Raw genomic sequence first — 24704 nt, 5'->3', positions numbered from 1 at the left:
TCAAGGCGCCCATGGTGATCCAGTCCGCAGGCCAAACGAACGATTCGTTACGCGATTGCTCATTACCAGAACGAATTTCGAACGCTCGCCAACCCCTGCGTGCGCTATGAAGAAAACCCGCGGCGAACCCCGCTTCAGGCATCGGCCTGCGCCATCGCGACATGCAAAGCCTCGAGCAGCGCGCCGATCAGGCGATCGTCCTCGTCCGCTTTGCGGTGCACCAGGGCGATGTCGAAAGTGGGCGCGTCCGGGCCGAGCGGGAGCGAGCGCATCGGATAGCGCCGCAGCAGACTGTCGTCCAGCACCTGCGCGACCGAGAACCCCATGCCCGCGCTGACCATGGCGGCCACCGCGGCGATGTTGTCCAGTTCCACCACGCTGCGCTTGTCCGGCGCGAGCCGGTGCACGACACGTCCGGCAAGCTGGCCGGTGACGGTCTGCCTGTCGTAGCGGATCCAGTCCAGCCGGGCCACGGCCTCGCCCACGTCGGCAGCCGGATCGCCGGGCGGCAGCAGCAGCATCAGCGAGCGCTTGCCCAACACGTGCCAGCGCAACCCGCTGACGCGCCCCGCCTTGGGCCGCGCCACCACGGCGGCCTGCAACTGCCCGGCCTTGACCGCATTCGTCAGCTCGACACTGGAGCCGCGTCGCGGAACGACCTGCAGGCCCGGATGGCGATGTGCCAGCCACGCCAGCGCCGGCGGCAGCAGCGCCGGCTGCAGCCCTTCGATCATGCCGATCCGCAGGCGGCCCTCGACGAGCGCACTGTGGCCGCGACGCAAGGCCGCCAGGCGGGCCAGCGCCGGCCGCATGACGGCGTCGACCTCGACAGCGAACTCAGTGGGTCTCACCTGCAGGCCGGAACGGTCGAACAGCGCCTGGCCCAGGTAATTCTCGAGCTGCTTCATCTGCATGCTGACCGCGCTGGGCGTGAGCCGCATCTTCTCGGCGGCCATGGCGAAACTGCCGCCCTGCAACACGCTGCCCAAGGTCTGGAAGGCCTCGATCTTCATCAAGAATCCTTATGAAGACAACGAAATAAAGTCACTTTTCTTGTCGATTATGCCAGCCTAGACTGCTCGGCATCGGCGGCAATGCCGGACCGCAAACCCAGGGGGAGACATGCAGGCGAAAGCAGGATGGCTGGCCGGACAGGCGCAGCAGGACAACACATGGGTGCAGCGCTTGACGCCGGAGGCGGTGGCCGGCTTCGATACCGCCCTGGCGCATGCCAAGGCCAGCGGCAGGCCGCTGATCGAGCTGCGGCAATCGGACTTCCCGCTGCCGGCCGCGTCGCGCGAGGCGCTGGCGCGCGCCGTGGCCGCCACCCAGGGGCCGTGGGGTCTGTGCCTGCTCAGGGGGTTCCCGGTGGACCGCTGGACAGAGGACGACTGTCGCATCGCCTACTGGGGCATGGGGCTGCACATGGGCGTGGCGCGCACCCAGAACCGCGCCAGCGACATCATGAACGACGTGCGCGATGCCGGCGGTACCTACAAAGTGACCAACGGCCGCGGCTACAACACCAACGCGGCGCTGGATTTCCATACCGACTCGTCCGACGTGGTGGCGCTGCTTTGCCGACGCACGGCCAAACGCGGCGGGGAAAGCAAAGTGGTGAGCTCGCGCGCCCTGCATGCGGCGTTCGTGCGCCGCCGTCCCGACCTGGAGCCGGTGCTGCGCGAGCCATTCTTCTACAGCTACCAAGGCGCGCAGGACCCGGCGCAGCCGCCGTACTACAGCATTCCGCTGCTCGGCGCTGCCGAGGCGCCATTCGCCTTTCGCATCAACCGCAAGAACGTGGTGGCGGCACAGCGCGATTTCCCGGAGGTGCCTCGGCTGACGGCACGCCAGCTCGAAGCCCTGGACCTGATCGACGAACTGCTGCAGGACCCCGAGCTGTGCTTTTCCATGCAGCTCGAGCAGGGCGACATGCAACTGCTCAACAACTATACGACGGTGCATTCACGCACGGACTTCGAGGATCACGAGGCGTTCGACCTCAAGCGACACCTGCTGCGCCTGTGGCTGGCGATACCCGGTTCGCAGCGCCTGCCCGACGACTGGGGCCCCTACTACGGCGACTCGCGCCCGGGCTCGGTGCGCGGCGGGCTGCGCGGCAGCGCTCGAACGCAGGCCTTCGAGCGCTACGAACAAGAGCAGGCAGCCGTCCTCGGCATGCCCCTGGCGCCGTTCGATCCCGCCGCCCAGTCCAGACTCGCGCCGGAGCACGCGCACACCGACTGACCCCGCGCCAATACCTCCGTTCCATGCCCCCGGACTGTCGTCCGCGGGCATTTTTTGCCGTAGGGCCGCTCCCAAGGCAAAAAAAACGCCCCCCTTGGGGGCAGCGAACCGAAGGCGCAGCGTGGGGCTTTTTTGCCGTTGTTGTGCCGGGACCATCCCGGTGCGCATCGGCCCCGTTCCGCCATAACCACACAACACACCGAGGAGACACACCATGCTCAACCGCCGTCAATGGCTCACCCTGATGGCCGCCGCAGCGGCCACGGCCAGCGCGCCTGCCGTTCTGGCCCAATCCCGCCCCACGCGCCTGCTGGTGGGCGCCACCCCCGGGGGAGGCACGGATCTCGTGGCGCGCACCCTCGCCATGACCATGGAAAAACCGCTGGCCTCCACCATCGTCGTGGAGAACCGGCCGGGGGCGGCCGGGAACATCGCCGCGAGCAGCGTGGCCGCTGCCCGCGGCGACAGCAGCTCGCTGCTGCTCGCCTACACCAGTCACGCGATCAACCCATCGATGATGAAGAATCTGCCGTTCGATCCGATGGCCGACTTCACTCCCATCAGCCTGGTCGCATCGTCGCCCCTGCTGCTGGTGGCCAACGGTCAGTTGCCCGTGACCGACCTGCCCACGCTGCTCGAATATGCCGAACGCTCCGGGCGCCAGCTCAGCATCGGCATCGCCGGCCTGGGCAGCGCCAACCAGTTGGCCGCGGAACTGCTGCAGTACCGCACCGGCATGCGCGCCGTCAGCGTGCCCTACAAGGGCGCCGCGCCGGCCATGCAGGACCTGCTGGGCGGCCAGATCGATCTGATGATCTCGAACCTGACGACGGTGCGCGCCTTCACCGCGACCGGCCAGTTGAAGCCGCTGGCGGTGACCACCGAGCAAAGCATCCCCGAATACCCTGGCGTGCGACCGGTGGCCGACGTCGTACCGGACTTCCAGTTCTCGAGCTGGTACGGCCTGCTCGGACCGGCCGGACTGGACGCGGCCGCTGCCGCGACCCTGGAAACCGCAGCCAGGCAAGCCGCTGCCTCCCCAGTGCTGCGCGAGAGGCTCGCCCACGAAGGCCTGCGGCCGGTGGGCAGCACCGGCGCCGAGTTCCGCGACTTCCTGCAAAGCGAGATGGCGCGCTTCGCGCAAGTCGTCAAGCTCACCGGCATTAGCATGGGCTGATGCCGGCCGTTCCCATCCCGGCCGCCTGTGCGGCGGCAAGGCAGGCTCCCGGCCGACGGCCGGCGCGCAGCCTGTCCACCTTCTGCCATCCGGCGATCAGCCTCCGTGACTCGACCCGTGCGGACCGGCGCTGCGGGCCTGCCCGCGCGCCGTATCTGCCTGCAAGCGCTTAGATCCCCGCGGCCTTGCGCAGCGCTTCGGCCTTGTCGGTGGCCTCCCACGTGAATTCCGGCTCGGAACGGCCGAAGTGCCCGTAGGCCGCGGTCTTGCCGTAGATCGGGCGCAGCAGGTCGAGCATGTTGATGATGCCCTTGGGACGCAGGTCGAAGTGCTCGCGCACCAGGCGCACGATCTCGGCGTCGTCGATGACGCCCGTGCCTTCGGTGTAGATGGTGATGTTGATCGGTTCGGCCACGCCGATGGCGTAGCTGACCTGCACCTGGCACTGGCGCGCGAGGCCGGCCGCCACCACGTTCTTGGCCACGTAGCGCGCGGCGTAGGCGGCCGAACGATCGACCTTGGAGGCGTCCTTGCCGGAGAAGGCGCCGCCGCCGTGCGGGCATGCGCCGCCGTAGGTGTCCACGATGATCTTGCGGCCGGTCAGGCCGGCATCGCCCTGCGGGCCGCCGATGACGAAGCGGCCGGTCGGGTTGACCAGGTAGCGCGTCTTGCTGGTGAGCAGTTCCTCGGGGAAGCTCTTCTTGATGATTTCCTCGATCACCGCTTCGCGGATCTGCGGCAGCTCGATCTCGGGCGCGTGCTGGGTCGACAGCACCACCGTGTCCACCTCGACCGGGCGGCCATCGACGTAGCGGAAGGTGACCTGCGACTTCGCATCGGGACGCAGCCACGGCAGGCGCCCGTCGCGGCGCAGCTCGCTCTGGCGCTGCACCAGACGGTGCGCGTACCAGATCGGCGCGGGCATGAGATCGGTAGTCTCGTCGCAGGCGTAGCCGAACATCAGGCCCTGGTCGCCGGCGCCCTGGTCGAGGTATTCCTCGGCCGTGCGGTCCACACCCTGCGCGATGTCGGGCGACTGCTTGTCGTAGGCCACGAGCACGGCGCAGCCCTTGTAGTCGATGCCGAACTCGGTGTTGTCGTAGCCGATGCGCTTGATGGTGTCGCGCGCGACGTCGATGTAGTCGACGTTGGCGGTCGTGGTGATCTCGCCGGCCATGACCACCAGCCCGGTATTGCACAGCGTCTCGGCGGCGACTCGGGCATTCGGGTCTTGGGCCAGGATGGCGTCCAGGACCGCATCCGAGATCTGGTCGGCAACCTTGTCCGGATGGCCTTCCGATACGGATTCGGAGGTAAACAGGAAATCGTTGTTTCGAGCCACGCGAGATCTTCCTAGGAAAAGGGTCGAAAATTCATTGCTCGCACGCCACGTTCCAGCAGCGTCGGGCGACCGCGGGCATTTTAGGCGAAAATCCCGGTTTGCCATCCAACGGCCACTCGCCCGACGCCGCCTGGGCCCGATGCTCGTCTTCGTTTTCCGCCTGCTGTCGCACCTTCCGCTCGCCTGGCTGCATGCCGTCGGGCGCCTGCTCGGCCGGCTCGTGTATGCGCTGCCCGGGCGTTATCGGCGCCGCCTGCGCGCGCACGCCGCGCAGGCGGGCTATCCGGACGCGGCCTTCGCGCGCCGCGCCGCCGCCGAGACCGGGGCCAGCATGCTCGAGCTGCCCTGGGTGTGGTTTCGCACCGCCGATGCGCTCGCCCGCGTGCACAGCACCGACGACCATCTCATCGAAGCGGCGCGCGCGGCCGGCAAGTCCATCCTGTTCGTCACCCCGCACCTGGGCGGCTTCGAAATGTCCGCACGCTATGCGACGCGCTTTGCGCCCATCACCGTGCTGTACCGTCCGCCGCGCCAGGCCGCGCTCGCCACGCTGATCGAGGCCGCGCGCGCCGATACCCTGGTCGAGATCGCACCGGCCAGCGTCGCCGGGGTGCGCCAGTTGCTGCGCACCCTGCGCGGCGGCGGCCAGGTCGGCATCCTGCCCGACCAGGTGCCGGGCAAGGGCGAAGGCGCCTGGGCCGACTTCTTCGGCCGCCCGGCCTACACCATGACGCTGCCGGCGCGCCTGGCGAGCAGCGACAAGGTCGCGGTCATCGCCGCGGCCTGCGAGCGCCTGCCGCGCGGGCGCGGCTGGCGTCTGCACCTGGCCGAGGTCGCGCCGCCGCCGGCCGGGAGCGGCGAGGCCGCCGCGGCCTGGATCAACCAGGCCATGCAATCGATGATCCGTCGTTGTCCGCAGCAATACCTGTGGAGCTACAACCGCTACAAGAACCCATGAGCCGATCCGCCAACTTCGTCGAACACGTGATGCGCTGGCTGTCGCGGCGCAGGCCCGCGACGCGCATGCGCATCGGCAGAACCCTCGGCCGCCTGTCCTGGTGGCTGGTGCGCCGCCGCCGCAAGGTGGTCATGCGCAACCTGGGGCTGTGCTTTCCCGGCCTGCCCGAGCGCGAGCGCCGGTACCTCGCGCGCCAGCACTTCGCGGCACTCGCGCAGTCGATCATCGATCGCAGCGTGCTCTGGTACGGCTCGCCCGAGCAGATCCGCGAACTCGTCACCCTGAGCGGCTTCGAGCACGTCACCGAAGGCCTGGCACGCGGGCCGGTGATCCTGCTCGCGCCTCACTTCATCGGCCTGGATGCGGGCGCCACCCGGCTCTCGCTCGAAGGCCCGGCCGCCTCCATGTACCAGGTGCAGAGCGACCCGGGCTTCGATGCGCTCTTTCGCCGCGGACGCACGCGCTTTAACGACATCCAGCTCGTCAGCCGGCGCGAGGGCATCCGCAGCCTGCTGCGCCACCTGCAGGCGGGCCTGCCGCTGTACTACCTGCCCGACATGGACTTCGGCGCGCGCGGCGCCGTGTTCGTCCCCTTCTTCGGCGTGCCCGCGGCCACCCTCACCGCGCCCGCCCAGCTCGCCAGCAACTGGGGGGCGCAGATCCTGCCGGTGCTCACCTACTGGCAGCCGGACACCGGCCGCTACCACGCCCGCGTGCTGCCGCCGCTGCGCGACTTCCCGGGCAAGGACGACCCGGCGGCGGCGGCCGCGCGCCTGAACCGCGAGATCGAGGCCTGGGTGGACGCCAGCCCCAGCCAATATTATTGGGTGCACAAACGCTTCAAGACGCGCCCTCCCGGCGAACCGGACATCTACGACTAGGGTGTTCGCGCGGCACTGAAGGTCGATGCACCCTGACGCGCCCCGGGCCCTGCGCGGGCCGCCCGGGCGCTGGTGCGATAATGTGGCCATGATCTGGAGTTTCACCAAAATGCACGGCGCCGGCAATGACTTCGTCATGCTCGACGGCGTGACGCAGGACATCGCGCTGACGCCGCAGCGCGTGCGCGCGCTCGCGCACCGCCAATTCGGCATCGGCGCCGACCAGGTGCTGCTGGTCGAGAAGGCCAGCGTGGCCGACGCCGACTTCCGCTACCGCATCTTCAACGCCGACGGCGGCGAGGTCGAACACTGCGGCAACGGCGCACGCTGCTTCGTGCGCTTCGTCCATCATCGCGGGCTGTCCAGCGCGAATCCGCTGCGCGCCCAGATCGCCAGCGGCGTCATCACGCTGCAGATGCATGCGGATCACACCGTCACGGTCGACATGGGCACCACGCGCTTCGAGCCCGAGGCCCTGCCGTTCGACACGCACGGCCTGACGCCGCGCAGCGAGGGCGTGGACACACTGTGGCCGATCGACACCCAGCCCGAGAGCTGGGTCTCGCTGGTGGCCGTCTCCAATCCGCACGCCGTGCAGGTCGTCGAGAACGTCGACACGGCGCCGGTGGGCACCGTCGGCCCGGCCATCGAGCGCCATCCGCGCTTCGCGCATCGGGTCAACGCGGGCTTCATGCAGGTCGTCGACCGGCACCACATCCGGCTGCGCGTCTACGAGCGCGGCGCCGGCGAGACGCTTGCCTGCGGCACCGGCGCCTGCGCCGCGGTCGCCGCCGGCATCCGCCGCGGCATGCTCGATTCGCCCGTGCGCGTGGACACGCGCGGCGGCCGCCTGGATATCGCCTGGGACGGCAGCCATCTGCGCATGACCGGCCCCACCGCCATTGTGTTCGACGGCGCCATCGCCACCGCCACCCTGGACAACATGCGACTGCCGACATGACCATGACCGCCGCCCCCCTGCCGCCCTCATCCGCGCCCAGCGCGCCGCTCGATGCCCAGGCCGTCGCCGACTACCTGCGCGAGAACCCGGAATTCTTCGACCAGCACGCCGCAGTCTTCGCCGAGATGCGCGTGCCGCATCCCTACGAAGGCCGCGCCATCTCGCTCGGCGAGCGCCAGATCCTCACCCTGCGCGAGCGCATGCATGCGCTCGAACGCAAGCTCGGCTCGCTCACGCACCACGCCAACGACAACCAGCGCATCGTGCTCGGCATGCGCGAGTGGAGCGTGGCGCTGCTCGCCGAATCGGATGCCCAGGCCCTGCCGGCGCTGGTGAGCGACGGCCTGGCCAAGGCCTTCGACCTGCCGCAGGTCGCGCTGCGGCTGTGGCAATGCCCGGCCCACCGCGAGCCGGCCGAAGCCGAGCCGGTGTCCGACGACATCCGGCTCTTCGCCGCCAGCCTGAAAAAGCCCTACTGCGGCCCGGACAACGGCGTGGCCGCAACAGCCTGGCTGGGCTTCAAACCGGCCTCGCTCGCGCTGATCCCGGTGCGCACCCCGCGTGGTCAGACCTTCGGGCTGATGGTGCTGGGCTCGGATGATCCGGGCCGCTTCAGCCCGGACATGGGCACCGATTTTCTCGAGCACATCGGCGCACTGGCAGGCGCTGCGCTGTCGCGCCTGCTGCAGGGTGGATGAGATCGCCACGCCGCCAACGGCGTTGCGCGGCCCGAGGGGTGCCTGCCCATGAACGCCGCCGACGCTTCCCCCTCGCGCTGGCTCGATGAGCTCGCGCGGTTGCGGCGGGCGTCGCCGCACACGCTGGCGGCCTACCGGCGCGACCTTGCCGTACTTCTCGCCGCGGCGGGCGAGCGGCCGCTGGCTGCGCTCACCGCGCAGGACCTGCGCAGGCTGCTGGCCGAGCGCCATGCCCAGGGCGCGCATCCACGTTCGCTGGCGCGCGAGCTCTCGTGCTGGCGCAGCTTCTATCGCTGGCTGGCGAGCCAGACACCATTGGCCGCCAATCCCGCCGAGGGGCTGCGCGCGCCGCGGGCGCCGCGCGGCCTGCCCAAGGCCATGTCGGTGGAACAGACCGCGGCGCTGCTCGATGCCGCGCCAGGCGCGGCGGCTGCCGAGAACGCAGCCGAGGCCGCGCTGCTCGTGCGCGACCGCGCCATGTTCGAACTCCTGTATTCCAGCGGCTTGCGCCTGTCCGAGCTGGTCGGCCTGGACCTGCGTCACCATGCCGCGGCCGCAGGCTGGCTGGCGCCCGATGAAGCCGAGGTGCACGTGCTCGGCAAGGGCGGCAAGCGGCGCGTGGTGCCGGTCGGCGGCACGGCGCTGACGGCGGTGGCGGGCTGGCTGGCGTGCCGCGAGCAACTGGCGCGGCCGGACGAGCCCGCACTCTTCGTGGGCGCGCGCGGCCGGCGCATCGCTGCCCGCGTGGTGCAGCAGCGCCTGGCGCGCTGGGCCGCGCAGGCGGGCGCCCCGGTCCACGTGCATCCGCACATGCTGCGCCACAGCTTCGCCAGCCACGTGCTGCAGTCGGCCCAGGATCTGCGCGCGGTCCAGGAAATGCTGGGGCACGCCAGCATTTCCACCACACAGATCTACACACGTCTTGATTTCCAGCATCTGGCCGCCACATACGACCGGACCCACCCGCGGGCCGGACGCAAGACGAAGGGCTGAGCCTCGCCCCGCCGCCCGGCCTGGAAAACCGCGGCCGTCGCCGCGCGGTGGCTCGCCGCCGGCATCGTGCGCAATTGCCGGGCTTTTTTCCGGTCCGATCCGGCCAACCCGGGCGAGGTTGCCCCCTCCCCCCACCTGTGCTGTAATCCGCCCCCGCCATCGTCCATAATGCGGGGTTGGCAAGGAGTCCCCACCTATGAGTCAATCGAACGCTGCCAAGACCTCGGCCGGTCCCATCCCCGTGACCGTGCTCACCGGTTTCCTGGGCGCTGGCAAGACCACGCTGCTCAACCGCATCCTGTCGGAGAACCACGGGCAGAAGATCGCGGTGATCGAAAACGAGTTCGGGCCCGAGAGCATCGACAACGACCTGCTCGTGCAGGACCGCGACGAGCAGATCATCGAGATGAACAACGGCTGCGTGTGCTGCACCGTGCGTGGCGATCTCGTACGCATCCTGGACGAGCTGCGCGCCAAGCGCGCGCTCGGCAAGCTCGGTTTCGACCGCGTGATCATCGAAACCACCGGCATGGCCAACCCGGGCCCCGTGTGCCAGACCTTCTTCATCGACGATTCCATCGCCTCGGCCTACATGCTGGATGGCGTGATCACCGTGGTCGACGCCAAGCACGGCCACGAGACGCTGGACACCCAGACCGAAGCGCAGAACCAGGTCGGCTTCGCCGATCGCATCCTGGTCTCCAAGGTCGATCTGGTCGAAGACGCCGAATTCCAGGACCTGCGCGCCCGCCTGGTGCGCATGAACCCGCGCGCCGCGATCACGCCGGCCAACTTCGGCCAGGCCGACATCCGCGAGCTGCTCGATCTGCACGGCTTCAACCTGAACGCCATCCTCGACATCGATCCGCAGTTCCTCGAGGGCGAGCATCCGGATGCGGCCGAGGACGCGCACAGCCACGACCATCACCATCACGATGGCGAGGCCTGCGAGCACCCCAGCCACAGCCATGCGCACGCGCATCACGACGACGCGATCAAGGCTTTCATATTCAAGTCGGATCGCGCCTTCGACCCGGTCCGCCTGGAGGAATTCCTGAGCGGCATCGTGCAGGTATACGGCCCAGACCTTTTGCGTTACAAGGGAGTTCTTTTCGTCAAGGGCTCCAATCGCCGCCTGTTGTTCCAGGGCGTGCACCAGCTCATGGGAGCCGAGCCGGGCCGCGCCTGGCTGGCGAACGAAAAACGCAACACCAAGATGGTTTTCATCGGGCGCAACCTACCTCAGGACATCTTCAACCTGGGGCTGGAACAATGCCTGGCATGACCTGATTCACCCTTCGGAGATACGGAGCGTTCTACATGATTAGTAACACGGCACCCCAAGCCGCCGATGCCCCGGGCCGCGCACACAAGCTGTTGACCGAGGAAGAACTCCTTGCGATGCCGGAATCCGAGTACATGAACGACGCCCAGCTCGCCTTCTTCCGCAATCGCCTGCGGGAAATCGAGCGCAGCCTCGTGCAGAACGCCGACCAGACCACCGAGCACCTGCGCGAGACGCAGTTCGTTCCCGACCCGGCCGACCGCGCCACGATCGAGGAAGAGCACGCGCTCGAGCTGCGCACGCGCGATCGCGAGCGCAAGCTGCTCAAGAAGGTCCAGCAGTCTCTCACCCGTATCGACAGCGGCGAATACGGCTGGTGCGAGGAAACCGGTGAACCCATCGGCGTTCCGCGCCTGCTCGCTCGCCCCACCGCCACGTTGTCGCTGGAAGCGCAGCAACGCCGCGAAATGCGGCAGAAGCTGTACGGCGACTAGGAGCATTCGACACAATGGAGCAGTTTCACGGGACCACCATCGTCTGCGTGCGGCGCGGCAATCGCGTCGCCCTCGCCGGTGATGGCCAGGTCACCCTCGGCAACATCGTCATCAAGGGTACGGCGCGCAAGGTGCGCCGGCTCTACAAGGATTCGGTGCTGGTCGGCTTTGCCGGCGCCACCGCCGATGCCTTCACCCTGCTCGAGCGCTTCGAAGGCAAGCTCGAGAAGCACCAGGGCCATCTCACGCGCGCGGCAGTCGAACTCACGCGCGACTGGCGCACCGACCGCGTCCTGCGCCGGCTCGAAGCCATGCTGATCGTGGCCGATCGCGACACCACGCTGGTGCTCACCGGCAACGGCGACGTCCTCGAGCCGGAACAGGGTCTGGCGGCGATCGGCTCCGGCGGCGCGTACGCGCAATCCGCCGCGCTCGCCCTGCTGCAGAACACCGAGCTTCCCCCGGAAGACATCGTGCGCAAGGCGATGGGCATCGCCAGCGACCTCTGCATCTACACCAATTCGAGCATCACGCTCGAAATCCTGGAGTAACCCGTGCCGCCCACCCCTGGGGTGGGCGCCGCACTGCGGGCCACACGGTGCGTGTGCACCGCGCCGCACCACGCCCGCGCCACACAAGGAATTCCATCGTGTCCGCCACCACCATGACCCCGAGCGAGATCGTTTCCGAACTCGACAAGAACATCGTCGGCCAGGACCGCGCCAAGCGCTCGATGGCGATTGCGCTGCGCAACCGCTGGCGCCGTCAGCAGGTGCCCGAGCCGCTGCGCCATGAAATCCAGCCGAAGAACATCCTCATGATCGGGCCCACGGGCGTGGGCAAGACCGAAATCGCGCGCCGCCTCGCCAAGATGGCCGATGCGCCCTTCATCAAGATCGAGGCGACCAAGTTCACCGAGGTCGGCTATGTCGGCCGCGACGTCGACACCATCATTCGCGACCTGACGGAAGTCGCCGTCAAGCAGATGCGCGAGAGCGAGATGAAGCGCGTGCGCTCGCTCGCCGAGGACGCCGCCGAAGACCGCATCCTCGACGTGCTGGTGCCCCCCGCGCGCGATGCGCACGGCATACCGCAGCGCGAGGACAACAACGCCCGCCAGGTATTCCGCAAGCGCCTGCGCGAAGGCCAGCTCGACACCATGGAGATCGAGGTCGACCTCGCCCAGCAGGCGCCGCAGATGGAGATCATGTCGCCGCCCGGCATGGAGGAGATGACCGAGCAGATCCGCTCGATGTTCGCCGGCATGTCCGAAGGCAAGAAAAAGAAGCGCAAGCTGCCCGTCAAGGAAGCCTTCAAGCTGCTCGTGGACGAAGAGGCCGCGCGCCGCGTCAACGAGGAGGAGCTGCGCACCAAGGCGATCCATAGCGTCGAGCAGACCGGCATCGTGTTCCTGGACGAGATCGACAAGATCGCCACGCGCCAGGACGCCGGCGGCTCGGACGTCTCGCGCCAGGGCGTGCAGCGCGACCTGCTGCCGCTGGTCGAGGGCACCACGGTGAACACCAAGTACGGCATGGTGCACACCGACCACATCCTCTTCATCGGTTCGGGCGCGTTCCACCTGTCGCGCCCGTCGGATCTCATCCCCGAACTGCAGGGCCGTTTTCCGATCCGCGTCGAACTCGACTCGCTGACCACGGCCGACTTCGTGCGCATCCTGTCCGGCACCAATGCAGCGCTCACCAAGCAGTACAAGGCGCTGCTCGAGACCGAAGGCGTCGAGATCGAGTTCACCGAGGACGGCATTGCGCGCCTGGCCGAACTGGCCTTCGCCGTGAACGAGAAGACCGAGAACATCGGCGCGCGCCGGCTCTATACGGTGATGGAAAAGCTGCTCGAGGAGCTGTCGTTCCAGGCCGACCGCGTGAGCGGCACCCGGGTCGTGATCGATGCGGCCTACGTCGAGGACAAGCTGGCCGAGGTTGCCGAGAAGCAGGACCTCGCGCGCTACATTCTCTGACGCGCGGGCATCGCGTCCGAAAAGCGAAGGGGGCACAGCGCAAGCCGTGCCCCCTTCGCTTTGCCGAACCCTCCAGGCCGGGCCACGGCCGAGCCTCGCGGACGGGTTCAGCGGGTGATGCTGATCAGCGTGTACTGCCCGTCGATCCGGTCGGCCGAGAAGCGCACCTTGTCGCCCGGCTTGACGTCGGCGACGAGCCCCGCATCGCGCACCTGGTACACCAGGGTGATCGCGGGCAGCTCGAGTTCGGGGATCGGGCCGTGCTTGAGCGTGATGGTGCCGGCGGCCACATCGATGCGGCGGACCTCGCCCTCCACCGGCTTGCTCGGTGCCGCGGCGGCCACGGCAGCCGCCGTGGCCAGGATCAGGGCAGCGCCGCGCGCGGCCCACTTCTTGACGCCTGAATGCTTCATATGTCCCTCTCGGTGACAGAAGCCCCGATTGTACGCCGGCCGCGATCGCGCACAGGCAACCAAACCTGCCGGCATGCGCCACGGCGTTACCGTCGAACCGGCGGCTGACGCGCGAGCGCCCGCGCACGGGTTAGAATCCCCCCATCTATCCTCCGGCTCCACGCATCATGGCCAATTCGTACCAATCCGACATCACCAAGTTCATCGACGAACTGAAGAAGAAAGACCCCAAGCTCGAGGAAAAGCAGCGCGAGGGCCGCGCCCGCCTGTGGGATCGCGACATCGACGCCGACATCTGGGACGGCTTTCGCGAAGCCCGTGTACCGCAAAAGCCCTACGTCTACCAGACCGAGTGATCGCGAGCAGTGCCACGCCCGGCGATACGCACGGGCTGCCTCCCGCCATGCAGGACACCACGCCGGACGTGATCGACGGCGTGGCCTTGGCGCGCCTGTACGGCGAGCCCCTGTTCAACCTGCCGCAGGATCTTTACATCCCGCCCGAAGCCCTGGAGGTCTTTCTCGAGACCTTCGAAGGCCCGCTGGACCTTCTGCTCTATCTGATCCGCAAGCAGAACTTCAACGTCCTCGACATCCCCATGGCCGAGCTGACGCAGCAGTATCTGTCCTACGTCGATCAGATCCGCACGCGCAATCTCGAACTGGCGGCCGAGTACCTGCTCATGGCGGCCATGCTGATCGAGATCAAGTCGCGCATGCTGCTGCCGGTGGTCAGGAACGACCCCGATCCCGAGCCCGAGGACCCGCGCGCCGAACTGGTGCGCCGCCTGCTGGAGTACGAACGCATCAAGATCGCGTCGCGCAAGCTCGACGAACTGCCCCAGCTCGGCCGCGACTTCCACATCGCCCAGGCCCTTGCTCAGCTCGATGCCGAGGAGCGCCTGCCCGAGGTCGGCGCGCTGGACCTGCGCGACGCCTGGGTCGGCATCCTCAAGCGCGCCAAGCTCAACGCGCACCATCACATCAGCCGCGAAGAGCTCTCGGTGCGCGATCACATGAGCCAGATCCTGCGCCGCCTGCAGGGCACGCGCTTCCTGGAGTTCACCGAACTCTTCATGGAACGCGTGCGCGCCGGCGCGGGGCCCGCGGTGATCGTCGTGCACTTCATCGCGATGCTCGAACTCGCGCGCGAGTCGCTGCTCGAGATCACCCAGGCCGAGCCTTATGCGCCGATCTACGTGCGTCTGGCCTACACCAGCAGCCAGCCGGCCCTCGAATAGAACGCCCGCGCGCACCCGCCCCATTCGGCGGGCCGGGCGCCGCGGTGGTATAAACGCGGTTTTGCGCGACCAGCCGGCCGCGGCACCTCCTGGCACCACCATGAAAGTCGTCCACACCATCGAAGAACTGCGCGACCAGCTTCGCGGCCAACTGCGCGTATCGTTCGTCCCCACCATGGGCAACCTGCACGAGGGCCACCTGGCCCTGATGAAGACCGCGCGCCACCATGGCGACCCGGTGGTCGCGAGCATCTTCGTGAACCGCCTGCAGTTCGGCCCGAACGAGGATTTCGACCGCTATCCGCGCACGCTCGCGCAGGACATCGAGAAACTCGAGCGCGATCGCAACGTGTACGTGCTGTTCGCCCCCGACGAGCGCGAACTGTACCCGGAGCCGCAGCAGTTCCGCGTGCAGCCCGACGCCGGCCTGGGCGACATGCTCGAGGGCGAGTTCCGCCCCGGCTTCTTCGTCGGGGTGAGCACCATCGTGCTCAAGCTGTTCTCCTGCGTGCAGCCCAAGGTCGCCGTGTTCGGCAAGAAGGACTACCAGCAGTTGATGGTCGTGCGCAAGATGTGCCGCCAGTTCCAGTTGCCGGTGGAGATCGTGGCGCAGGAAACCGTGCGCGCCGAGGATGGCCTTGCGCTCTCGTCGCGCAATACCTACCTCAGCCCCGAGGAGCGGGCCGAGGCGCCCCGCCTCTACGCCAATCTGCAGGACATCCGTGCCCGGCTGCAGCAGGGCGAGCGCAACGCCCAGGCGCTCGAGGCGAGCGCCGCGCAGGCCCTCGCAGAGCGGGGCTGGAAGGTCGACTACATCGCCGTGCGGCGCCAGAACGACCTGAAGCCACCCACGCCCGAGGACATGCAACAGGGCGAACCGCTGGTTGCGCTGGCCGCGGCCAAGTTGGGCAAGACCCGGCTGATCGACAACCTCGAACTGGACTGACGCGGGCGCCGCCGGGCGCGCCGGAGCGGCGCGCCTCGGCCGTCCGCCTGTGCCGGGCTAGGCGAGGTATTGCCTGAACCAGGCGACGGTACGCTCCCAGGCGAGATTGGCAGCCGCCTCGTCGTAGCGCGGGGTGGAGTCGTTGTGGAACCCGTGGCCGGTGCCGGGATAGACGTGCCCCTCGTAGGTCTTGCCCGCGGCCTTCAATGCGGCCTCGTAGGCCGGCCAGCCCTCGTTGATGCGAGGATCGGTCTCGGCGTAGTGCAGCAGCAGCGGCGCCTGGATGCGCGGCACGGCGTCGACGGGCGCCTGCATGCCGTAGAACGGCACGGCCGCCGACAGCTCGGGAAACGCCGCGGCAGCCGCGTTGGCCACACCACCACCGTAGCAAAAGCCCGTGATGCCCACCTTGCCCGTCGTCGCATCGCCGCGCAGGAGGTATTCGACCGCGGCGAAGAAGTCGTTCATCAGCTTCTCGGGGTCGACCTTCTGCTGCAGCTCGCGGCCCTGCTCGTCGTTGCCCGGATAGCCGCCCACCGAGCTGAGCCCGTCGGGCGCCAGCGCCACGAAGCCGGCCTTGGCCAGGCGCCGCGCCACATCCTCGATGTAGGGGTTCAGGCCGCGATTCTCGTGCACCACCACCACGCCGGGCACCGCACCCGCCGCCTTCGCGGGCCGCACCAGGTAGCCGCGCACTTCGCCGTGCCCCTGCGGCGAGGGATAGCGGATGTACTCGGCCGTAATGTCGGGATCGGTGAACGACACCTGCATGGCGAGCGCGTAATCGGGGCTGAGTGCGGCGAGCAGGCCGGCCGCCGTGGCACCGCCCACGGCATAGCGCGCCGCACGGTCGAGGAAGTCGCGGCGCGAGATCCGGCCATGCACATAGAAGTCGTAGAGCTGCAGGATCTCGGGAGGAAAGTCGCGTGCGGTCAAGCGGGCCATGTCATGCTCCTGTCGATGAAGGAAGACGCGGGCGGCAAGAAAGGCCCCCCCACGCTTGCCGCTGGGCGGCGACGCTGCCCCACACAGGGGGCGCTTTTTGCGTTGGGAGCGGCCCGGCGGCAGAAAAAGGACCTGAGTCAAACCCCTGGCAAGAATCACCAGGAAGCTGAAAGCTTAAACCAGACAGGCGGTTGGCTCTACCTCGAGCCGCTCGGTGCTCGCGGCCCCCGGAACGGACACCCGGCACCCCCTCCCGGCCACGGCCGATACCACGCACCCACGGCGGGGGCGAATTCATGGGGCATGACACTGGCGAGCCGCCCCAGCGGGTCAGCAGGCGACCGATGCATCACAGCGATTCGCGCAGAACCAGTTCGTATCCCACGTCGCGCACCTTGGGAATGTCCGGTTCGCCCCTGAGGGTGCCCACCAGCAGGTCGGCCGCGCTGACGCCGATCTCATAGCTGCGTGTTCGTACCGTGGTCAGCTTGGGAGAGATCTCGGACGCGATTTCATAGTCGCCGAATCCGGCAACGGCGAGTTGCTGCGGCACGCGCAGGTCGCGGCGGGCGCATTCGAACAGGATGCCGGCGGCCAGCACGTCGGTCACGCAGAAGACCGCGTCCAGTTCGGACTCCAGGCGCAGCAGTTGGTCCAGCGTGGCCTTGCCCGCGGCGAAGCCCAGTGATTCATCGACGAACGCGACGAGATCCGCTCGTACGCCGGCTTCGCGCAAGGCGGTCTGGAAACCTTCCTGGCGATCCCGGAAACGTCCCGTCTCGCTGGGCGAGAAGCCTGCGCATCCTATTGCCTTGTAGCCTCGTTTCGACCTGCCTTTCTAATTCGGTGGTGCGCAACTATGGAAAGGGCGTTACGGTCGGCCCCATCGACTGCTCGATCCGACACGGCGAGTTCGTCTCTCTGCTTGGACCGAGCGGTCGCGGCAAGACAACGATGCTGCGCTGCATGGCCGGGTTCGAGCGCGTCGATTCCGGAAGCATCACTGTCGATGGCCAGGACATCACGGCGACGCCCCCGTATCGGCGGGGTATCGGGCTGGTGTTCCAGAACTATGCCCTGTTCCCTCACCTCATCGTGCGGGAGAACGTGGGTTTCGGCCTCAAGGTGCAGAAGGCCGTGCCCCAAGCGCAGCGGCCCGGCCGCGTCGCCGAGGCCCTCGAGATGGTCGGCCTGAGCCATCTGGCCGAGCGCTATCCGGCACAACTGTCGGGTGGCCAGCAACAGCGGGTGGGCCCGCGTGAGATCTATGCGTTTCCAGCCAACCATTTCGTAGCGGATTTCATCGGCGCTTCCAACCTGCTCAAGGTCGTAACCTTCGAGCGCAACGGGACCGGCGCCATCGCCGTGCTCAACGGCGGCAACAGAATGGCTTGCCGTGCCTCCGGCAAGGGAACCCACGGCCAGCACTGGATCTCCATCCGCCCGGAAAGCATCAAGCCCGTATCGGGGGACGTGGCGGACGGACACAACGTCTTCCGGGCCAAGGTTCTGTCCGAAGTGTTCTGTGGCGACAAGTGCGAGGTCTCGGTGCAACTGAGCTGCGCGCACAGCGGCACCGCCTTGCCCAGCCCCGTCACCATGCACCTGACCCCCCAGGCCCGGCTGCAGGAAGGCACCTTGGTCGGGATCGCTCCGGATGATGTGCTTCTGCTGGGGGAAGCTGCATGAAACCCAACCGGACCGCGTTGCTGGGAACCCTGCCCTATGCGGTGGTGGTGATCGGCCTGCTGGCGGTCCCCGTGCTGGCGATCCTGCAACTGTCCCTGCAGGAACGCTCGGCCGGCGGCATCGGCGGCACGTCATACACCCTGGCCAACTATGCGCGGCTGCTCGAGCCGTACTACCTCGACATCATCTGGCAAACCGTCAAGCTGCCCCTGGCGGCCACGGTCATCGGACGGGCGCTGCGCGCACGGTCAAGTCCATCAGCGCGTTGACGTCCTTGCAGCGCTCTACCTGCTGGCTCGTCTCGGCCAGCCGTGCCGCGGCCGACTTCCCGATGACCGGCTCCGCGAGCCGCATGAACTTTGCCTCGATCTCGGCGTCACTCATCGGCTCCTGGATCGAGCCCTTCGGATAATCCACCTGTTCGGTCCAGTTGCGGCCGTCGTTCATCGTCACCGTCATGCGGCACGACACGCCGCGCGGCAGCCCGGGATCCGTCGTGATATCGGTCACCTGCATCAATCGTTGCAGCGCCGGGTCCCTCAGATTGGCGTCCGAGAACTCCTCCAGGAGCGCGCGCCCGTCGCGCAAGGCCACGGCTACCGAATAATGCATGCTCATCTGCGCGGCATGGTATGACGCCGGCGTCTTGTTCTGATGCTTGTGGGCCCAGGAAGGATGCCGTGCCACGGTAATCGAACGGATCGCGGCAAGGTCGGGATGCTGCCGCTCCCGGATGCGCAATGCGCAATCGATAGCGTTGTGTATCGGCCTGGCGCAGGCGTAGGGCTTGAATTCGATGTCCAGTTGGAAGGGTTCGTCCAGCCCATCGGTCAACCGGGCAGCGTCATGGATATCGGTATAGGCCGTCAAGAACCCGCGCGGCCCTTCGAGCACCGAATCCTGGCCCGTGAAGCCCAATTGCGCCATGCGCGCCGCTGTAATGCCGCCGCGCGCGCCCGGGCCGGGGCTGAAGCGCTTCTGCATCGCCGGCCCGTGGAATTCCAGAATCCCGCAGGCCTGCGCACCCGCGAGCCCGATGGCCGACACGATGCGGGATTCGTCCAGGTCCCACAACGTCCCCGCGGCAATGGCCGCGCCGAACACACCGCACGTGGGTGTCGAGTGATAGCTCCGGTCGCGCAGCGAAGGATTCGCGGCGCGGCTGACGCGCTCCATCATCTCGCAGCCGGCGGCCAATGCCACCAGCAACTTGCGGCCGTCCGCGCTGCACTCCTGTGCCGCGGCCAGCGCGGCGGAGAAGACCGGCGGGCTGAAATGGAAATAGGCGAACACGTCGATGTCGTCGAGCTCGATGCTGTGCGACGAGATCGCATTGGCGAATGCGGCTTGTCCGGCCGGCACTTTGCCTGCACCTCCGATCAGCGTCGAATCCGTATGGCCGCCATCCGACGCGGCGTAGGCGCGGGCAATCCGCCCGCTCTCCGTCTGGCTGCCGGCCAGCGCCACGCCCAGGTAATCCAGCAACAGCCGCTTCATCGCGGAGCGCGCCTGCTCCGGCAGGCTGTCGTAGTTCATGCCGGCGAAGCGCCGCGCGAGCTGCCGGGCCGCGGTCGCCTCGGCACTCGGATCGTGTTCGATGTGGGTCGCTGTTTGCATCAATGTCCCCCTGGGGGCTTGCTCCAAGACCATGCTTGTTCTACAGGCGCGGCTCTTCGTCCAGCCGCGCCACTATCCCTTCCAGCGCCGGCGCCGGTGCGGGATACCGTTTCATCACGAGCGGATCGTGGCCGGGAATGATGTGGTTGATCGATTCGGCGAGCGAACGCAGCGTGCGGTAGCCGTCCAGCATCTCGCCGACGTTGAACACGGACCGGAAGAAGCGTTCCGTCTCGATATGCTCGTAGTAGTGCGAGGCATCGGAGGCCAGCACCATCCATCCGCGCTTCGTATGCACCCGCACCGATTGCAGACCCGCCGTGTGGCCGCCGATGCGATGCACGCTGACGCCGGGCGCCAGTTCCTCGGTGCCGCGATGAAAGCTGACCCGATTCTTGAAGACCCGCCGCACCATGCCCAGCACGTCCTCGACCTCGATGCCATGGCTGAATTGATGGTTGCCCATATACCGGCCGGTGGCGTACGCCATTTCGTCGTCCTGTATATGGAACTGGGCATTGGGAAAGTCGTCCAGCGTACCGGCGTGGTCGTAGTGCATGTGCGAAATGATCACATCCTTGACCTGCGTGGTGTCTACGCCGATCTGCGCCAGGCCCTGCCGCGGCGTGCGCAGATAGTTGCGCTTGCGCTTGTTGCCGACCTCCTCCGTGAAGCCCACGTCCACCACGAAGGTGCGTTCGGAATTGCGGATACACCAGACAAAATAATCCATCGGCATCGGCCCCTCGTGCGGGTCGCCGCCCAGGAAGTTGTCCTTGCGCTGGAGCGGGCGCCATGCGTAGCGAATTGCATAGACTTCGTAGGTAGGCAGTGCCATCTTGTTCTCCTATCGGTATCAGGGGAAAGCCCCTCAGCGCACGGTCAGCAGTTCGCCCAGTCGTGCCGCATCGTCAAGCGAGTCCAGCGACAACACCGTGTCGCGCAACTCGTTCATCTGGGATTCGGGCAGGACGTGGCGCGCCAGTTTCTCGAACTTCGACACGATGTCCGATTGCGGCGCGAAACGCTTCTCGCTGCCGCGCGACACTTCCACGGTCCGCTCGAGCCGCTGGCCGTCCTTGAAGAACACCTCGACCCGCACCATGTGCCGGTACTTTCCTCCGCGCGCGGTGATGGCAGGGTCTTCGACAACCTCTACCTTCTCCAGCAGCGCGATGCGGCGCGGGTCCTGGATGGCCGCGTCATTGAACTGGTCGACGAAGACATCCCCTTCCAGCAGCAATGTGGCGATGCAGAAAGGCAGGTTGAGCTGCGCGGCGGTCATTCCTTCGGGCTTGTACTTCCAGCCGACGTGGTCCATCGTCACCTTGGAGCCGTGCACTACGATGCGCTCGAAGTCATCCGGACCGAAGGGGTGCTCCTCCTGGATGTCGGTGATGGCATTCAGTGCGGTATGCCCGCTGAAGACGCACGAATAGAACTTGAGCGACACGTTCATGGTTTCCCAGACGTCGCCCAGGCCAGCCGTCAGATCTTGCATGTTGAATCGATCATGCGAACGGGAAAACGTGGTGCAGAAGCCGCCGTATTCGCACTCGAACACATTGCGTATGCCCGTCAGGCTGTTCTCGGCGAAGTAAGCGCCCAGCAACCCGCACTGCGCCGCGTGACCGGCGTGCACGCGCTTGACCATGGCGCCATACTGTGCGGCCATCAGGCCGGAGGATTGTGTGCCTGCATGGCCCAGCGCATGGATGGTCTGCTCGGTATCCAGGCCCAATGCCCGCGCCGTGCCCATCGCGGCGGCGAAGATTCCGATGGTCCCCGCTGGATGCCAGCCCTGCCCGATATGGTCCGGCGTCATGCAGATCCCGACACGCGGGCCAATCTCGTAGGCGGCCACGGCTGCGGTCAGGAAGTCCTTGCCGCTCAACCCGCGATCTTGCGCCACGGCAACCAGCGCGGGCAGCGTGGCCGCGCCCAGGTGAACCACGCCGCGGTGGTGTGCATCGTCGAGTTCGAAACCTTGAACCTGCGTGCCGTTCACCAGGGCCGCATTGGATGCGGAGAGCTTCTCGGACGTGCCCCATACCGTGCATGCGCGTGTTGCGTCCATGTTCTTCAACGTACGCTGCAGGATCCGGCTCCATTCCAGGTGCGCACCATACAAGCCGCATCCGAACGCGTCGAGCAGCAGAAGCTTGGTGCGCTCACGCACTTCGCTGGGCAGCTTGTCATAGCGCAAGCCCGCTACGAACTGCGCGATTCCGCGCGAGTGGGTGTCGTCGAAATTCTCCTGCTTGGCCACTTCGTACTCCTTTGAAGATTGATTTAACTTCTATGGCTTACGCGCGCACGATGGTCATGACCTCGTCGATATCGTCGATCGCGTCCAGCTTCTCCACCAGGTCGACCACGCGCTGCGCGCGGGTCTGGTCCAGCGCGCGGCGCGTGGCGCCGAAGAACTTCTCCAGCCGCTGCTCGCGCGTGAGCGGATAACCGATCCAGCCGGACAGCTCCTGCATCTTCTGCACGCAGGTGCGGCCGTCCTTCAGTCGCACCGTCACCACCGCCCAGGTCTGATCGAAATCCCCCGGTATGGACGTGTCCTTGCGCAGCGTCACGCGCGGCAGCAGCGCCTGCACGTCGTCGGCAAAGCGGCGTTCGTTGGTGAACGAATCGATGGTGATCTCGCCGTCCAGCAGGGCCACCACCGTGGCGTACTGCACGCTGAACTTGCCGTCCAGGCCAGTGCGCGGCTGCGGCCGGTCAACGTAGTCGAACGCCGGGAAGTCGATGTCGATGCGATCGATGTCGCTGCCCCGGAAACCAGGCGCCTTGCGCAGCGCCAGTGCCGCGTCGATGGGACGATGCGTGAAGTAGTTGCTCGGATATTTCTTGAAACCCACACCCGGATCCACCATGCGCAGCGGCGCGGCAAAGCCTTCGACCAGCAGCGCCGGCGTGCCGCCGCCGTGCAGAAACGTGTCGAAGAACCCTTTCGGTCCGAAAATGTCCGCCGTGGCGGTCCAGCCCTTTTCCGCCAGCAATCCGCAATCGACGCCGATGCGCGCGGCATGGCCCGAATGGGACGATTTGGTCATGGTGCCGGTGTTGAGTGCAACGCTGCCCGCGCGCGAGCCCGCCAGCCCCAGGGCCATCAGCGTTTGTTGGCGGTCCAGGCCGATCAAGCGGGCCACGCCGGCGACGGCGCCGAAGGTGCCGGTCATGCCCGGCTTGTGGAAACCCTCGCCGTTCTTCATCGCGGCGCCAGCCGCCAGGCGCAGGCGGCCTTGCGTTTCGAAGGCGGCGACAATGGCCTCGATGATCCGGTGGCCCGGCAGCTTGCGATGCTCGGCCACCGCCAGGATCGCGGGCAGCGTGGGCGAGGTAGGATGGTTCAGTGGGTACCAGGTGTTGTCCCAATCGAGCGCGTGCGCCAGCGTGCCATTGACGTAGGCAGCGTTGGACATCGACGTCTTGAAACCGGCGGTGGCCACCGATGCCTGCGGGTTGCCGCCCATTTCGCGCGTGTACTCGATGGAGATACGGCCCAACCCGAGCGGCTCGGACGCGCCCGCGATCATGACGCCGAGTCCGTCCAGCGCCACGTGACGCGCCACCTCGATCGCCGCCGCCGGCAGCGTGTCGTAGCGGATGTCCAGCAGGCAGTCGGCGAACGCCCCGGTCAACGTCTTTTCATTCTTCGGCTTGTCGTTTGCATTCAGTGTCGTTGCGGTCATTCTCGGCTACTCCTGCGCCAGTCCGGTGTCCTTGTAGACCTTGCCCCACTTGTCGATCTCGGACGCCATGTAGGCGCCGAACGTCGCGCCGCTCTCCGGCGAGGGTTCAACGCCCAATGTCGCCAGACGGTTCTTCATTTCGGCGCTTTGCATGGCCTTCTCGATCTGATCCTGCAGCTTCTGCACGATCGGCGCCGGCATATCCTTGGGCGCCAGCACCCCATACCAGCAAGTCGCCTCATAGCCCGGAACCCCGGATTCGGCGATCGTCGGCAGGTCGGGCACCAGCGGCGAGCGGCGGCCCGAGGCGATCGCCAGCGCCTTTAGCTGATTCGCCTGCAGATAGGCGGACACGGCGCCCAGCGGCGCGAGCATGAAGTTGATTTCGCCACCGATCAGCGCGGTCAGCGACTGCCCCGCACCCTTGTACGGAATGTCGCGCATGCTGACCCCCGTCATGCTCTTGAACAGCACCATCCCCAGCGAGGTGATGCTGCCCGGGCCGTTGGTCGCGTAAGTCAGCGCACCGGGATCTTTTTTCGCCAGCGCGATCAGTTCCTGGACGCTGTTGGCGGGCAACGACGGATTGGCGACCAGCACCATCGGCGAATCGGCGACCTTCGCCACCGGAGTGAAGTCCTGCACCGAGTCGAAGGGAATGTTCTTGACGCTGACTGCGCTGATCGCGTGGGAGCACGTGGGGAAAAGCAGCGTATAACCGTCCGGCTCGGCGCGAGCGGCGACGCCCGAACCCAGCGTACCGGACGCCCCCGGGCGATTGTCGATGTAGAACGTCTGGCGAAAGGCCTCGCCCAACTGCTCGGCCAGCATGCGCGCCACAGTGTCGGAGCTGCCGGGCGGAAACGGCACGATCACGCGTACCTGGCGATTGGGATAATCCTGCGGTTCTTGCGCGCCTTGCGCCGGCGCCCTGGTTGCACTCACTGCCGCGCCGCAATGCAACAGCGTCGAAGCAGCGACGACGCCTAGCGCCGCACCGATATGCCTGGTCCACATGGTCGTCTCCTGTGCGTCTCGCTGCTCTGGCGGCGCGAGAACATGTTGTCGTATCAGAGACTTATTCTAGGGACGCGAAACACACCGGCGATGAAAGTTTGGAACAACTGTGAACA

At 67.2% G+C, this 24704-nt stretch carries 25 protein-coding genes and 1 pseudogene; 16 read left to right on the top strand and 10 right to left on the bottom strand.

What is annotated here, in order from left to right:
• Positions 1-134: 134 nt before the first annotated feature.
• The gene (locus FOZ76_RS19670; protein ID WP_143949986.1) at positions 135-1013 is read right to left on the bottom strand and encodes a LysR family transcriptional regulator; all 879 of its coding nucleotides are present in this window, start codon (positions 1011-1013) and stop codon (positions 135-137) included.
• A gap of 109 nt (positions 1014-1122) precedes the next feature.
• Between FOZ76_RS19670 and FOZ76_RS19665 the strand changes: the two genes are divergently transcribed.
• A complete protein-coding gene (locus FOZ76_RS19665; protein ID WP_143949985.1) occupies positions 1123-2247 on the top strand; it encodes a TauD/TfdA family dioxygenase in 1125 nt (374 codons plus the stop codon).
• A gap of 214 nt (positions 2248-2461) precedes the next feature.
• Positions 2462-3424 carry a tripartite tricarboxylate transporter substrate-binding protein gene (locus FOZ76_RS19660; RefSeq protein ID WP_143949984.1) on the top strand — a complete coding sequence of 321 codons (963 nt, stop codon included), beginning with the start codon at positions 2462-2464 and terminating at the stop codon, positions 3422-3424.
• A 169-nt stretch (positions 3425-3593) separates the two neighbouring features.
• Here the strand turns inward: FOZ76_RS19660 and metK are convergent, their stop codons facing one another.
• Positions 3594-4766 carry a methionine adenosyltransferase gene (gene metK / locus FOZ76_RS19655; protein ID WP_246129653.1) on the bottom strand — a complete coding sequence of 391 codons (1173 nt, stop codon included), beginning with the start codon at positions 4764-4766 and terminating at the stop codon, positions 3594-3596.
• A gap of 139 nt (positions 4767-4905) precedes the next feature.
• On the opposite strand from metK, the gene FOZ76_RS19650 reads away from it, so the two are divergent.
• From FOZ76_RS19650 to hslU, 9 genes are all read left to right on the top strand, one after another.
• Positions 4906-5724: a lysophospholipid acyltransferase family protein gene (locus FOZ76_RS19650; RefSeq protein WP_143949982.1), complete on the top strand. Its 819-nt coding sequence runs from the start codon at positions 4906-4908 to the stop codon at positions 5722-5724.
• A complete protein-coding gene (locus FOZ76_RS19645; protein WP_246129651.1) occupies positions 5721-6605 on the top strand; it encodes a lysophospholipid acyltransferase family protein in 885 nt (294 codons plus the stop codon). The genes FOZ76_RS19650 and FOZ76_RS19645 overlap by 4 nt, the downstream gene beginning before the upstream one ends.
• Before the next feature lie 88 nt (positions 6606-6693).
• Entirely contained in the window at positions 6694-7566 is an 873-nt protein-coding gene (dapF, locus tag FOZ76_RS19640; RefSeq protein WP_143949981.1) for a diaminopimelate epimerase, read from the top strand.
• A gap of 2 nt (positions 7567-7568) precedes the next feature.
• Positions 7569-8264: a DUF484 family protein gene (locus tag FOZ76_RS19635; RefSeq protein ID WP_143949980.1), complete on the top strand. Its 696-nt coding sequence runs from the start codon at positions 7569-7571 to the stop codon at positions 8262-8264.
• Positions 8265-8312: 48 nt separating this feature from the next.
• A complete protein-coding gene (gene xerC / locus FOZ76_RS19630; protein ID WP_143949979.1) occupies positions 8313-9257 on the top strand; it encodes a tyrosine recombinase XerC in 945 nt (314 codons plus the stop codon).
• Between the two features lie 196 nt (positions 9258-9453).
• Positions 9454-10542 carry a CobW family GTP-binding protein gene (locus tag FOZ76_RS19625; RefSeq protein ID WP_143949978.1) on the top strand — a complete coding sequence of 363 codons (1089 nt, stop codon included), beginning with the start codon at positions 9454-9456 and terminating at the stop codon, positions 10540-10542.
• Positions 10543-10577: 35 nt separating this feature from the next.
• Positions 10578-11036 carry an RNA polymerase-binding protein DksA gene (dksA, locus tag FOZ76_RS19620; protein WP_143949977.1) on the top strand — a complete coding sequence of 153 codons (459 nt, stop codon included), beginning with the start codon at positions 10578-10580 and terminating at the stop codon, positions 11034-11036.
• A 14-nt stretch (positions 11037-11050) separates the two neighbouring features.
• The gene (gene hslV, locus FOZ76_RS19615; protein ID WP_143949976.1) at positions 11051-11587 is read left to right on the top strand and encodes an ATP-dependent protease subunit HslV; all 537 of its coding nucleotides are present in this window, start codon (positions 11051-11053) and stop codon (positions 11585-11587) included.
• Between the two features lie 98 nt (positions 11588-11685).
• A complete protein-coding gene (gene hslU / locus FOZ76_RS19610; protein WP_143949975.1) occupies positions 11686-13017 on the top strand; it encodes an ATP-dependent protease ATPase subunit HslU in 1332 nt (443 codons plus the stop codon).
• A 107-nt stretch (positions 13018-13124) separates the two neighbouring features.
• Here the strand turns inward: hslU and FOZ76_RS19605 are convergent, their stop codons facing one another.
• Positions 13125-13430: a copper-binding protein gene (locus tag FOZ76_RS19605; RefSeq protein WP_143949974.1), complete on the bottom strand. Its 306-nt coding sequence runs from the start codon at positions 13428-13430 to the stop codon at positions 13125-13127.
• Between the two features lie 167 nt (positions 13431-13597).
• Between FOZ76_RS19605 and FOZ76_RS19600 the strand changes: the two genes are divergently transcribed.
• From FOZ76_RS19600 to panC, 3 genes are all read left to right on the top strand, one after another.
• Entirely contained in the window at positions 13598-13786 is a 189-nt protein-coding gene (locus FOZ76_RS19600) for a DUF3460 family protein (protein WP_143949973.1), read from the top strand.
• A gap of 47 nt (positions 13787-13833) precedes the next feature.
• Complete coding sequence (locus FOZ76_RS19595) at positions 13834-14670, top strand: segregation and condensation protein A (protein ID WP_143950664.1); 837 nt, start codon at positions 13834-13836, stop codon at positions 14668-14670.
• A gap of 100 nt (positions 14671-14770) precedes the next feature.
• On the top strand, positions 14771-15616 hold the full coding sequence (gene panC / locus FOZ76_RS19590) for a pantoate--beta-alanine ligase (protein WP_143949972.1): 846 nt from the start codon (positions 14771-14773) through the stop codon (positions 15614-15616).
• A gap of 57 nt (positions 15617-15673) precedes the next feature.
• On the opposite strand, the gene yghX is transcribed toward panC, so the two are convergent.
• Complete coding sequence (yghX, locus tag FOZ76_RS19585; RefSeq protein WP_143949971.1) at positions 15674-16561, bottom strand: YghX family hydrolase; 888 nt, start codon at positions 16559-16561, stop codon at positions 15674-15676.
• A 349-nt stretch (positions 16562-16910) separates the two neighbouring features.
• Positions 16911-17375 (bottom strand): annotated as a pseudogene (locus FOZ76_RS19580) (substrate-binding domain-containing protein); the annotation flags it as partial.
• A 35-nt stretch (positions 17376-17410) separates the two neighbouring features.
• Between FOZ76_RS19580 and FOZ76_RS19575 the strand changes: the two are divergent.
• Both FOZ76_RS19575 and FOZ76_RS19570 read left to right on the top strand, forming a co-directional pair.
• Positions 17411-18250, top strand: a complete 840-nt coding sequence (locus FOZ76_RS19575) for an ABC transporter ATP-binding protein (RefSeq protein WP_246129649.1) — start codon at positions 17411-17413, stop codon at positions 18248-18250.
• A complete protein-coding gene (locus FOZ76_RS19570) occupies positions 18247-18519 on the top strand; it encodes a hypothetical protein (protein WP_143949968.1) in 273 nt (90 codons plus the stop codon). The genes FOZ76_RS19575 and FOZ76_RS19570 overlap by 4 nt, the downstream gene beginning before the upstream one ends.
• Here the strand turns inward: FOZ76_RS19570 and FOZ76_RS19565 are convergent.
• Genes FOZ76_RS19565 through FOZ76_RS19545 form a run of 5 tightly spaced genes read right to left on the bottom strand, consistent with a single transcriptional unit; the run spans position 18473 to position 24402 of the window.
• Positions 18473-19867, bottom strand: coding sequence for an MmgE/PrpD family protein (locus tag FOZ76_RS19565; protein WP_170235543.1), 1395 nt, complete (start codon positions 19865-19867; stop codon positions 18473-18475). The genes FOZ76_RS19570 and FOZ76_RS19565 overlap by 47 nt on opposite strands.
• A 40-nt stretch (positions 19868-19907) precedes the next feature.
• Complete coding sequence (locus tag FOZ76_RS19560) at positions 19908-20705, bottom strand: N-acyl homoserine lactonase family protein (protein ID WP_143949966.1); 798 nt, start codon at positions 20703-20705, stop codon at positions 19908-19910.
• A 33-nt stretch (positions 20706-20738) separates the two neighbouring features.
• Positions 20739-22136 carry an MmgE/PrpD family protein gene (locus FOZ76_RS19555; RefSeq protein ID WP_143949965.1) on the bottom strand — a complete coding sequence of 466 codons (1398 nt, stop codon included), beginning with the start codon at positions 22134-22136 and terminating at the stop codon, positions 20739-20741.
• A gap of 37 nt (positions 22137-22173) precedes the next feature.
• On the bottom strand, positions 22174-23571 hold the full coding sequence (locus FOZ76_RS19550; RefSeq protein ID WP_143949964.1) for an MmgE/PrpD family protein: 1398 nt from the start codon (positions 23569-23571) through the stop codon (positions 22174-22176).
• Between the two features lie 6 nt (positions 23572-23577).
• The gene (locus tag FOZ76_RS19545; RefSeq protein ID WP_170235542.1) at positions 23578-24402 is read right to left on the bottom strand and encodes a tripartite tricarboxylate transporter substrate binding protein; all 825 of its coding nucleotides are present in this window, start codon (positions 24400-24402) and stop codon (positions 23578-23580) included.
• Positions 24403-24704 lie beyond the last annotated feature (302 nt).

The sequence above is a fragment of the Verticiella sediminum genome (assembly GCF_007558815.1).
Lineage (GTDB): Bacteria > Pseudomonadota > Gammaproteobacteria > Burkholderiales > Burkholderiaceae_B > Verticiella > Verticiella sediminum.
Note: the sequence above shows the minus strand (reverse complement) of the source record. Positions and strands in the feature narration are given on the sequence as shown.